Below are 12,634 nucleotides of genomic sequence, written 5' to 3' on the forward strand. Positions count from 1 at the left end.
ATAATAAATTATATTTTAAATTAACAGCTAAGAATAAACAATCTCTTTTCCTTTTTTTTCAAATCCAATAGTCGTCTTTCTCTAGAAAGGAGGTGTTCCAGCCGCACTTCCGGTACGGCTACCTTGTTACGACTTAGCCCTAGTTACCGACTTTACCCTAGGCCGCTCCTTGCGGTGACGGACTTCAGGCACTTCCAGCTTCCATGGCTTGACGGGCGGTGTGTACAAGGCCCGGGAACGTATTCACACCGCATCATGGCTGATATGCGATTACTAGCGATTCCAGCTTCACGGAGTCGAGTTGCAGACTCCGATCCGAACTGTGATAGGGTTTATAGATTCGCTCCTGGTCGCCCAGTGGCTGCTCTCTGTCCCTACCATTGTAGCACGTGTGTAGCCCAGGACGTAAGGGCCGTGATGATTTGACGTCATCCCCACCTTCCTCACAGTTTGCACTGGCAGTCTTGTTAGAGTTCCCGACATGACTCGCTGGCAACTAACAACAGGGGTTGCGCTCGTTATAGGACTTAACCTGACACCTCACGGCACGAGCTGACGACAACCATGCAGCACCTTGTAAATTGTCCAAAAAACTATCTCTAGTCCTGTCAATCTACATTTAAGCCCTGGTAAGGTTCCTCGCGTATCATCGAATTAAACCACATGCTCCACCGCTTGTGCGGGCCCCCGTCAATTCCTTTGAGTTTCATTCTTGCGAACGTACTCCCCAGGTGGGTTACTTATCACTTTCGCTTAGCCACTCAGACCGAAGTCCGAACAGCTAGTAACCATCGTTTACGGCGTGGACTACCAGGGTATCTAATCCTGTTCGCTACCCACGCTTTCGTCCATCAGTGTCAGTTGATTATTAGTAATCTGCCTTCGCAATTGGTATTCTATGTAATATCTATGCATTTCACCGCTACACTACATATTCTAACTACTTCATAATAACTCAAGATAACCAGTATCAAAGGCAATTTTACAGTTGAGCTGCAAGATTTCACCCCTGACTTAATTATCCACCTACGGACCCTTTAAACCCAATGATTCCGGATAACGCTTGGATCCTCCGTATTACCGCGGCTGCTGGCACGGAGTTAGCCGATCCTTATTCTTACAGTACCGTCAAGCTGCTACACGTAGCAGTGTTTCTTCCTGTATAAAAGCAGTTTACAACCCATAGGGCAGTCTTCCTGCACGCGGCATGGCTGGATCAGGCTCTCGCCCATTGTCCAATATTCCTCACTGCTGCCTCCCGTAGGAGTCTGGTCCGTGTCTCAGTACCAGTGTGGGGGATCCCCCTCTCAGGGCCCCTATCTATCGCTGTCTTGGTAAGCCGTTACCTCACCAACTAACTAATAGAACGCATGCTCATCTTTTACCGATAAATCTTTAATATTTAAATGATGCCATTCAAATATACTATAATTAATCCAAATTTCTCTGGGCTATTCCTCTGTAAAAGGTAGATTGCATACGCGTTACGCACCCGTGCGCCGGTCGTCATCTGTGCAAGCACAATGTTACCCCTCGACTTGCATGTGTTAGGCCTGCCGCTAGCGTTCATCCTGAGCCAGGATCAAACTCTTCATCGTTAAATTTTTAAGTGTTTCCACTATTACTTTTAACAACTAATGGAATTAATTTGGTACTCAAAATGGTCTATTCTTTTTTTGTGATATTAACCGCTTCCAGTTAATATCTACGCTGTCAATTCAATATGTTAATGAACTTATTTCTCTGTGTGTCTTAACTCGTTGCCTCGTTAAGCGGGTGCAAATATAAAACCCTTTTTTATTCCTCACAATGTTTTTTTGAAGTTTTTTTTTAGTCCAGTTTTACAACCTTTCCAACTCCAACAAACACTAATTAAAGAACTTTTTTCTAAAAACGTTGCCGTTTTTAGCGGCTGCAAACATACAACCTTTTAGTTTAATAACAAGCTTTTATTTTTCTTTTTTAAAATTAATTAAATTCGATAAAGTATTGCTTTGTTAATGAACGTTTTGCTTCACTAAACAACCATAGTTGCCTCGCTAAGCGGGTGCAAATATACACTCTTTTATTCTAACCAAACTAATTAATTTATAGCTTTTTTTGATTTATTTTGTAAACCATACGTTAAGAGTTTGTTACGCCTGCTTTTTATTTTAAGGAAACTTCGTTTGTAGTGTTATATAGTATACAAATAAATATAACCAGATCTATAATATAATCTAACAGTACTCTTTTATAATTATTCCTGGTATGCGTTTTAAATAAAACATGTTATTTTATCTAAAAAAAACTACGTCTAATTAAAATTAAAAACAATTGAATAAAGAAAACGGCCATCGTTCATCCATAACTCTTTTATATTAATTTAGAAAATAAAAAAAAGAGTTGCTTTTTAATTTACATCGTAATGCAAGAAATAATATAAATAACATTAGTGAATACGTCTTATAAAAAGACAAAAGACTTATGAAACTAAAAACGTTTAACAGATTATCATATTTAATACGTTTAAAGGTAAGTTGAAGATAATTTAAGGATTATATACTAATAATCATATTGAATTAAACCAGAAGTACATGCGAGCACTAAAAAATGATGTCATTTGAAGTATTAGTAATTAATTCTAATAAGATAGAGTAATTACTCTATGTATGACCTTCATGTTTGAGTAAGCATAAAGACCTTTCAGAAAGAGTAATTGATCTTTAGGTAATAAGGAGTAATCAGGAGTATTAAAGGTAATAATCCAGGAGTTAAATTATTTGGGGTATAAACAAAAAAAATCCTGAACAAATTCATGTTCAGGATTTAATTAAAAAAGGCAACGTCCTACTCTCCCACAATGCAGTACCATCGGCGCTAATGGGCTTAACTTCTCTGTTCGGAATGGTAAGAGGTGAGCCCCATCGCAATAATCACCTTAAATTGTTGATCGTTAGTTGTATCATATACAATCTAATCAACCGCGCTCTTGCGCAAATATCTTAACATATTGAAAAAGGACGATAATCGTCTTTATTTTAAAAATACTACTTATAATAATTCTGTTATACTCTGTAAAAAAACAATGCGCCCCTCAGTATCTTTTCAAATACCTGTCCTCTATATTACTATAAAGTCAGAGGGGGCTTTTATACAATAAGCCTATGGGTTATTAGTACTACTCGGCTATGACATTACTGTCTTTACACCTATAGCCTATCAACGTGGTCATCTCCCACGACCCTTTAAAGAAATCTCATCTTGTGGTGGGTTTCGCGCTTATATGCTTTCAGCGCTTATCCCTTCCAAACGTAGCTACTCTGCAATGCTCCTGGCGGAACAACAGATACACCAGAGGTTTGTCCATTCCGGTCCTCTCGTACTAGGAACAGATCCACTCAAATTTCTAACGCCCACAGTAGATAGAGACCGAACTGTCTCACGACGTTCTGAACCCAGCTCGCGTGCCACTTTAATGGGCGAACAGCCCAACCCTTGGGACCTTCTCCAGCCCCAGGATGTGACGAGCCGACATCGAGGTGCCAAACCCCCCCGTCGATATGAGCTCTTGGGGGAGATCAGCCTGTTATCCCCGGCGTACCTTTTATCCTTTGAGCGATGGCCCTTCCATACGGAACCACCGGATCACTATGCTCTACTTTCGTACCTGATCGACTTGTAGGTCTCTCAGTCAAGCTCCCTTATGCCATTGCACTCTACGCACGATTACCAACCGTGCTGAGGGAACCTTTAGAAGCCTCCGTTACTCTTTTGGAGGCGACCACCCCAGTCAAACTACCCACCAAGCACTGTCCCTTCGTTGAAGGTTAGGCTCTAGATAAGCAAAGGGTGGTATTTCAACAATGACTCCACAACACCTAGCGATGCCGCTTCAAAGTCTCCCACCTATCCTACACATTACTTATCCAAAACCAATACTAAGCTATAGTAAAGGTGCACGGGGTCTTTTCGTCCCACTGCGGGTAATCGGCATCTTCACCGATACTACAATTTCACCGAGCTCATGGTTGAGACAGTGTCCAGATCGTTGCACCATTCGTGCAGGTCGGAACTTACCCGACAAGGAATTTCGCTACCTTAGGACCGTTATAGTTACGGCCGCCGTTTACTGGGGCTTCATTTTAGACCGTCGAGGTAAACCTCTAAGCCCACCATTTAACCTTCCAGCACCGGGCAGGTGTCAGGCCATATACGTCATCTTTCAATTTAGCATAGCCCTGTGTTTTTGATAAACAGTCGCCTGGACCTTTTCACTGCGGCCCCACCGAAGTGGGGCGACCCTTCTCCCGAAGTTACGGGTCTATTTTGCCTAGTTCCTTAACCATGAATCTCTCGAGCTCCTTAGAATTCTCATCCCAACTACCTGTGTCGGTTTAGGGTACGGGCTGCTTCTTTCGCTTTTCTTGGAAGTCGCTTTTCTGGATTATCACCTTGACCGTAGTCTCAGTGTACTATCGGAGTGTTACCACATCCTTCAACGAACTATTCCGTCAGTTCGCACCAAATTTACGCCTCCGTCACTTTTAGTAAGAGCAGGTACAGGAATATTAACCTGTTGTCCATCCACTACCCCTTTCGGGTTCGCGTTAGGTCCCGACTAACCCTCAGCTGATTAGCATAGCTGAGGAAACCTTAGTCTTTCGGAGTGCGGGTTTCTCGCCCGCATTATCGTTACTTATGCCTACATTTTCTTTTCTATCCGTTCCAGCATACCTCACAGTACACCTTCTACACAAATAGAATGCTCCCCTACCAGTTATAATAAATTATAAATCCATAGCTTCGGTAATATGTTTATGCCCGATTATTATCCATGCCGAATCGCTCGACTAGTGAGCTGTTACGCACTCTTTAAATGAATGGCTGCTTCCAAGCCAACATCCTAGCTGTCAAAGCAATTCAACCGCGTTTTTTCAACTTAACATATATTTGGGGACCTTAGCTGATGGTCTGGGTTCTTTCCCTCTCGGACATGGACCTTAGCACCCATGCCCTCACTGCTGATCAACATTTTATAGCATTCGGAGTTTGTCAGGAATTGGTAGGCGGTGAAGCCCCCGCATCCAATCAGTAGCTCTACCTCTATAAAACTATAAATCAACGCTGCACCTAAATGCATTTCGGGGAGTACGAGCTATTTCCGAGTTTGATTGGCCTTTCACCCCTACCCACAGGTCATCCGAAGACTTTTCAACGTCAACCGGTTCGGTCCTCCACTGTATGTTACTACAGCTTCAACCTGCCCATGGGTAGATCACACGGTTTCGCGTCTACCACTACTAACTAAAGCGCCCTATTCAGACTCGCTTTCGCTACGGATCCGTGACTTAATCACTTAACCTTGCTAGCAACGGTAACTCGTAGGCTCATTATGCAAAAGGCACGCCGTCACAACACGAAGTTGCTCCGACCGCTTGTAAGCGTATGGTTTCAGGATCTATTTCACTCCCTTATTCAGGGTTCTTTTCACCTTTCCCTCACGGTACTAGTTCACTATCGGTCTCTCAGGAGTATTTAGTCTTAACGGATGGTCCCGCCAAATTCACACAGGGTTTCACGTGCCCCGCACTACTCAGGATACCACTATCTTGCCAATCTTTACCTATACGGGACTATCACCCTCTTTGGTCTGTCTTTCCAAACAGTTCTAATTCATCATGGTTCAAATGTCGTGGTCCTACAACCCCAATAATGCCGTAACATCATTGGTTTGGACTAATCCGCGTTCGCTCGCCGCTACTTACGGAATCACTTTTGTTTTCTTCTCCTCCGGGTACTTAGATGTTTCAGTTCTCCGGGTTTGCTTCCCTAAGGATACTATATCTTCAATATAGTGGGTTGCCCCATTCGGATATCTGCGGATCAAATTGTATGTGCCAATCCCCGCAGCTTTTCGCAGCTTATCACGTCCTTCATCGCCTCTGAGAGCCTAGGCATTCCCCATACGCCCTTATTTAGCTTATTGTACTTTTTGCTTTTTTAATGAGTTTGTTATTAGTTAAAAGCTCGTAAACTTTAACTAACAACGAATTATTATTATTTTAAATAATTCCTGTTTAATACGTGCATACTAAACATTCGTTATTTAAATGTATTTTTATGTATCTTTTTCAATATGTCAATGAACTTTTTTCTATATTTAGAATATAGAATCGTGGAGAATATCGGAGTCGAACCGATGACCTCCTGCGTGCAAGGCAGGCGCTCTAGCCAGCTGAGCTAATCCCCCATTACTAGTGTCTAGTAATTAGTTTTTAGTTATTAGCAATTACTAACTCCTAATCTGTAATTATCTAGCTTCTAGAATTTCCTTTTTTTTACTATATTTAGTAGTCTCAGGCAGACTCGAACTGCCGACCTCTACATTATCAGTGTAGCGCTCTAACCAGCTGAGCTATGAGACTCTAACTATAATAAATTATATTTTAAATTAACAGCTAAGAATAAACAATCTCTTTTCCTTTTTTTTTAAATCCAATAGTCGTCTTTCTCTAGAAAGGAGGTGTTCCAGCCGCACCTTCCGGTACGGCTACCTTGTTACGACTTAGCCCTAGTTACCGACTTTACCCTAGGCCGCTCCTTGCGGTGACGGACTTCAGGCACTTCCAGCTTCCATGGCTTGACGGGCGGTGTGTACAAGGCCCGGGAACGTATTCACCGCATCATGGCTGATATGCGATTACTAGCGATTCCAGCTTCACGGAGTCGAGTTGCAGACTCCGATCCGAACTGTGATAGGGTTTATAGATTCGCTCCTGGTCGCCCAGTGGCTGCTCTCTGTCCCTACCATTGTAGCACGTGTGTAGCCCAGGACGTAAGGGCCGTGATGATTTGACGTCATCCCCACCTTCCTCACAGTTTGCACTGGCAGTCTTGTTAGAGTTCCCGACATGACTCGCTGGCAACTAACAACAGGGGTTGCGCTCGTTATAGGACTTAACCTGACACCTCACGGCACGAGCTGACGACAACCATGCAGCACCTTGTAAATTGTCCGAAGAAAAAACTATCTCTAGTCCTGTCAATCTACATTTAAGCCCTGGTAAGGTTCCTCGCGTATCATCGAATTAAACCACATGCTCCACCGCTTGTGCGGGCCCCCGTCAATTCCTTTGAGTTTCATTCTTGCGAACGTACTCCCCAGGTGGGTTACTTATCACTTTCGCTTAGCCACTCAGACCGAAGTCCGAACAGCTAGTAACCATCGTTTACGGCGTGGACTACCAGGGTATCTAATCCTGTTCGCTACCCACGCTTTCGTCCATCAGTGTCAGTTGATTATTAGTAATCTGCCTTCGCAATTGGTATTCTATGTAATATCTATGCATTTCACCGCTACACTACATATTCTAACTACTTCATAATAACTCAAGATAACCAGTATCAAAGGCAATTTTACAGTTGAGCTGCAAGATTTCACCCCTGACTTAATTATCCACCTACGGACCCTTTAAACCCAATGATTCCGGATAACGCTTGGATCCTCCGTATTACCGCGGCTGCTGGCACGGAGTTAGCCGATCCTTATTCTTACAGTACCGTCAAGCTGCTACACGTAGCAGTGTTTCTTCCTGTATAAAAGCAGTTTACAACCCATAGGGCAGTCTTCCTGCACGCGGCATGGCTGGATCAGGCTCTCGCCCATTGTCCAATATTCCTCACTGCTGCCTCCCGTAGGAGTCTGGTCCGTGTCTCAGTACCAGTGTGGGGGATCCCCCTCTCAGGGCCCCTATCTATCGCTGTCTTGGTAAGCCGTTACCTCACCAACTAACTAATAGAACGCATGCTCATCTTTTACCGATAAATCTTTAATATTTAAATGATGCCATTCAAATATACTATAAGGCATTAATCCAAATTTCTCTGGGCTATTCCTCTGTAAAAGGTAGATTGCATACGCGTTACGCACCCGTGCGCCGGTCGTCATCTGTGCAAGCACAATGTTACCCCTCGACTTGCATGTGTTAGGCCTGCCGCTAGCGTTCATCCTGAGCCAGGATCAAACTCTTCATCGTTAAATTTTTAAGTGTTTCCACTATTACTTTTAACAACTAATGGAATTAATTTGGTACTCAAAATGGTCTATTTTTTTGTTGACATTAACCGTTTCCAGTTAATATCTACGCTGTCAATTCAATATGTTAATGAACTTATTTCTCTGTGTTTCTTAACTCGTTGCCTCGTTAAGCGGGTGCAAATATAAAACCCTTTTTTATTCCTCACAATGTTTTTTTGAAGTTTTTTTAGTCCAGTTTTACAACCTTTCCAACTCCAACACAAACACGAATTAAAGAACTTTTTGCTTAACTTACTACCGTAGTTGCGTCGCTAAGCGGGTGCAAATATACCACCTTTTTTCTTTACCAAACTAATTAATTTATAGCTTTTTTTGATTTATTTTGTAAACCATACGTTAAGAGCTTGTTACGCCTGCATTTTATTTTAAGGAAACTTCGTTTCTTCATTTTAAAACTCTTTATCCAATTACATAAGCCAAAATAGCATCAACTGTACTCCTACTCTTTTATATATAATCCTACCATATATAACAAAATGTTTCTATTAATAACTATAGGTAAGCATCAACACATACTACTATAATAAGAAAGACTCATATCATTATTGTATATAATCATCAATTAGACATAATCCTTTAATAGTACACTTCTAAAACATCGGCATTATTAGCTTTTAATGTGACGGCGCCTATTGATGCAGGAAGAAAAACAGTTTCTCCTTTAGACATCTTATAAGTAACATCATTCCAAAGTAAATCTAATTCACCTTCAACACATATATATATAACAAAAGAATCTAAAGCAGAATAGTCTTTATTCATTTCTCCCTTCACATTTATAATATTCGTTTTAAAATATGGAGAATGGACTAAAGTACTGGTACCGTTTTCTGTTTTAGAATACGGTGTCTTATATGTATCACTCACACTATAATCTATAACATCTACAGCCAACTCTGTGTGCAGCTCTCTAGTTTTACCTGTTGTTGCATCTACGCGGTCGTAATCGTATATACGATAAGTAATATCTGATGTTTGTTGAATCTCTGCTAACATTACACCAGATCCTATAGCATGAATACGCCCCGTTGGTATATAATAGGTATCTCCCTTAGAAACGACATCGTTATTAAGTACTTCTAAGATACGTCCAGACTCAAGCGCTTTTACATAAGATGCTTTATCTACTTTTTGATTAAAGCCAACAATAAGCTCGGCATCTTTTTCTGCCTCCATAACATACCACATTTCATTTTTACCAAATGAGTTATGACGTTTTTTTGCTATTTCATTATTGGGATGTACTTGTATTGATAAAGGTGTTTTAGCATCTATAAATTTTATTAGCAACGGAAATTCTGTTCCGAATGTATTATAGACTGTTTTACCAACAACATTTTCTTTATACTCTTCTGTTAATGCTCTTAATGTTTTTCCTTCTAAAAACCCTTCACTAACTACGGTTTCATCTCCTTTTACATCTGAAATTTCCCAAGACTCACCTATATTCTTCTCTTGATAATCTTTATGTAGTACTGTTTTTAATTTTTCCCCTCCCCAAATTCTATATTTATAAAGAGGCGTAAATTTTAATGGATATAATGACATGTTTTTAGTTATTAAAGAAAAAGAGGTTCCAAAACCTAAATTTTGAAACCTCTTTTCAATTAGATTTATTTCTAGTTATTAATAGTAACTTGTAATGGGGCATTTATTTTTTGTGAAAATTCACTTAAATAATTTTCCCATAATGCTTTTGTTGGATATTGCTTAGACTCTTTCCATGCAAAACCAGCGTAATATATAACTTTGTTTTCATTCACTTTAAGTTGTGAGTACAAATTACTACGATCTTTCATATTAGTTACATAATGATCTGATGCAGTCATGACTCCTTTTGGAGCAACCACAGCTGTTCCTATCTCTGAATCGAAATAATGAGGTTCCCAATATGCAATCCACCCGTCTTTTACATTTTCTGTAATCTCACCATCTTTATTATGCAATGTTAACCCTATAGATAGCTCGTTTGTTCCGGTTACATGAATTTCAAATCTAGATAGATTATTTCCATAGTCTAAAGAAATATGTTTCTCTTCTGTAATTGTTTTACCATTAGCATCCCAATCTGCATAGTTTAAAACAAAACTAGTTCTTATTGGCCCTGTAGTTATGGTTTTCCATGCTGTGAAATTCTTAGAGATATAGTAAGATGTATCTACTTTTACTGCAGATCCTCCTACTCCACGGCTAGATCCTACATGAAAATTATCTAAACCTTCTCCATGATCTATATGATAATACCCAATACTTTTGACGTTTTCAGCATACCATTTATTAATAATTGGGTAGTCTACTTTTTTTAACCATGCATCAATTCCGCTAGATAATGTTCCTCCAGGAATTGAATCTTCAATCATTTTCTGAGCTACTGGTCCGTAGGTTCTAAATCCTACCTTATTATTTTCCCAAGTATAATCGTCTGTACGTTCAGGCACAAATCTTGAATAACAATATGCAATAGTATCTACCTTTACATCTGATTTAACCAATTTAAATTGTTTTTCTGATTTTGGATCTAAATTAGGTTGAAACAATAAAACATCTGCTGAACCATCTTGATCTTCGTCTACAAATTGTGAGACTAAAATTGTTTTAGTCGCAACATCCTGAACACTTAAATCTTCAAAACGCTCTCCTTCTTTTAAGACCACATCTGTTTTCGAAATTTCTACAGTTTCAAAATTCCTAGGTAACTCTAGTGTGTTTTTTACTGTAATTATTCTCGTGTCTTTATCTTGTTTATCGCAACTTACAAAAAAGGCTGAAGCAGCGATACACGTATAAATGAATACTTTTTTCATATTAATCTTCGTTAGAAGCTTTACCTAAAGTTGCTAAAATTCCGCCATCTACATACACAACATGACCGTTTACAAAATCACTTGCTTTTGATGCTAAAAATACCGCTGTACCTTGTAAATCTTCTGGATCTCCCCAACGTGCTGCTGGTGTTCTGCTAATAATAAAGTCGTTAAAAGGATGTCCTTCTACACGTAAAGGAGCTGTTTGAGATGTTGCAAAATATCCAGGTCCTATTCCGTTGGTTTGAATATTATATCTAGCCCATTCGGTAGCCATGTTTTTTGTCAACATTTTTAGTCCGCCTTTTGCAGCTGCATACGCACTTACAGAATCGCGTCCTAATTCACTCATCATGGAGCATATATTTATAATTTTTCCGCCTCCACGTGCAATCATACCCTTTACTACTGCTTTAGACACAATAAATGGTGCAACTAAATCTACATTAATCACAGCTGCAAAATCTGCAACCTCCATTTCAAGCATTGGTGTTCTTTTTATAATCCCGGCATTATTAATTAAAATATCTATAGGACCAACTTCTGCTTCAATTTTTGCAATCCCAGCAATAACCTGGGCTTCGTCTGTTACATTAAAAATATAACCATGAGCATCTATACCATCTGCTTTATATTCTTTAAGAGCGTTATCGATTGCATTATTAGATATATCGTTTACAACAATCTTTGCTCCTGCATGTGCTAATCCTTTTGCCATAGCCATTCCTAATCCATGAACTCCGCCTGTGATTAATGCTACTTTTCCTTTTAAATCAAATAAATTACTTGACATGTTTTTATGTTTTAAAATTTTATCTTAATTCAGTTATTTTTGCAACGTCCATATCGTTGTAGTCTAAATTCTCTCCGGCCATTCCCCAAATAAATGTGTAATTTGATGTTCCTGAACCTGAGTGAATAGACCATGGTGGTGAAATTATGGCTTGATCGTTTTGCATCCAGACGTGGCGTGTTTCTTGGGGTTGTCCCATAAAATGACACACAGCTTGGTCTTCTGGAATATCTAAATAAAAATACACTTCCATTCTACGATCGTGTACGTGAGCTGGCATCGTGTTCCAAACACTTCCGGTTTTTAACTCTGTCATTCCCATTTGTAATTGGCAAGTCGTTACAATACCTCCAATAATCATTTGGTTTACTGTACGATGATTTGCAGTTTCTAGAGACCCTAATTCAATCTTATTTGCTTCTGCTTTACTTACTTTTTTTGTTGGAAAGTTTACATGTGCTGGTGCCGAGTTTAAATAGAATTTTGCGGGATTACTTGCGTCTTCACTTGAAAACACAACATCTTTAATTCCCATACCAACATATAAAGCATCTTTTAATCCCATTGGGTATTTTGTACCATCTACAGTTACAGAACCATTTCCGCCTACATTTATAATTCCTAATTCTCTACGTGCTAAGAAAAATTCTGCTTTTAAGGGATCTATAGTTTCTAATGTTAAATCGCTTGTTGTTGGCACTGCAGATCCGGCAATGTAACGGTCGTAATGAGAATAGGTTAAATTTATTTTCCCTTCTTCCATTAAATTATCTATCAAGAATTCGTCTCTTAATTCTTGTGTATCATATGTTTTTACCGTTTGTGGACTCGAGGCGTAACGCGTTTCATAATTCGTGTTCATAGTTATTTGTTTTAAATGATTTTTTATTAATTATTCTATTTATAGGAAACCTAATTGTATTCTCTCAACAAAGTTGTCTCATAAATTAATTGGTT

At 39.6% G+C, this 12,634-nt stretch carries 4 protein-coding genes, 2 tRNA genes and 4 rRNA genes; all 10 read right to left on the bottom strand.

Features of this window, described 5'->3' with window-relative positions:
• Positions 1-85: 85 nt before the first annotated feature.
• The 10 genes from GQR95_RS14855 to kduI all read right to left on the bottom strand — a co-directional run bounded on the left by GQR95_RS14855 (position 86) and on the right by kduI (position 12,539).
• Positions 86-1,598: ribosomal RNA gene (locus tag GQR95_RS14855) — 16S ribosomal RNA — on the bottom strand.
• Positions 1,599-2,816: 1,218 nt separating this feature from the next.
• Positions 2,817-2,923, bottom strand: a 5S ribosomal RNA gene (gene rrf / locus GQR95_RS14860).
• 211 nt (positions 2,924-3,134) lie between these two features.
• Positions 3,135-5,968 (bottom strand): 23S ribosomal RNA (locus GQR95_RS14865).
• Between the two features lie 190 nt (positions 5,969-6,158).
• Positions 6,159-6,232: transfer RNA gene (locus GQR95_RS14870), tRNA-Ala, on the bottom strand.
• 101 nt (positions 6,233-6,333) lie between these two features.
• Positions 6,334-6,407 (bottom strand) — tRNA-Ile (locus GQR95_RS14875).
• A gap of 91 nt (positions 6,408-6,498) precedes the next feature.
• A 16S ribosomal RNA gene (locus tag GQR95_RS14880) occupies positions 6,499-8,018 on the bottom strand.
• The 16S, 23S and 5S rRNA genes sit together here with 2 tRNA genes alongside, the layout of an rRNA operon.
• 638 nt (positions 8,019-8,656) lie before the next feature.
• The gene (locus tag GQR95_RS14885; RefSeq protein ID WP_159023893.1) at positions 8,657-9,628 is read right to left on the bottom strand and encodes a type I phosphomannose isomerase catalytic subunit; all 972 of its coding nucleotides are present in this window, start codon (positions 9,626-9,628) and stop codon (positions 8,657-8,659) included.
• A gap of 71 nt (positions 9,629-9,699) precedes the next feature.
• The gene (locus tag GQR95_RS14890; RefSeq protein WP_159023894.1) at positions 9,700-10,884 is read right to left on the bottom strand and encodes a DUF4861 family protein; all 1,185 of its coding nucleotides are present in this window, start codon (positions 10,882-10,884) and stop codon (positions 9,700-9,702) included.
• A gap of 1 nt (position 10,885) precedes the next feature.
• A complete protein-coding gene (locus GQR95_RS14895; protein ID WP_159023895.1) occupies positions 10,886-11,677 on the bottom strand; it encodes a gluconate 5-dehydrogenase in 792 nt (263 codons plus the stop codon).
• 19 nt (positions 11,678-11,696) lie between these two features.
• Positions 11,697-12,539: a 5-dehydro-4-deoxy-D-glucuronate isomerase gene (gene kduI / locus GQR95_RS14900; protein WP_159023896.1), complete on the bottom strand. Its 843-nt coding sequence runs from the start codon at positions 12,537-12,539 to the stop codon at positions 11,697-11,699.
• Positions 12,540-12,634: the final 95 nt, after the last annotated feature.

The organism is Formosa sp. L2A11, from assembly GCF_009796865.1.
Lineage (GTDB): Bacteria > Bacteroidota > Bacteroidia > Flavobacteriales > Flavobacteriaceae > Formosa.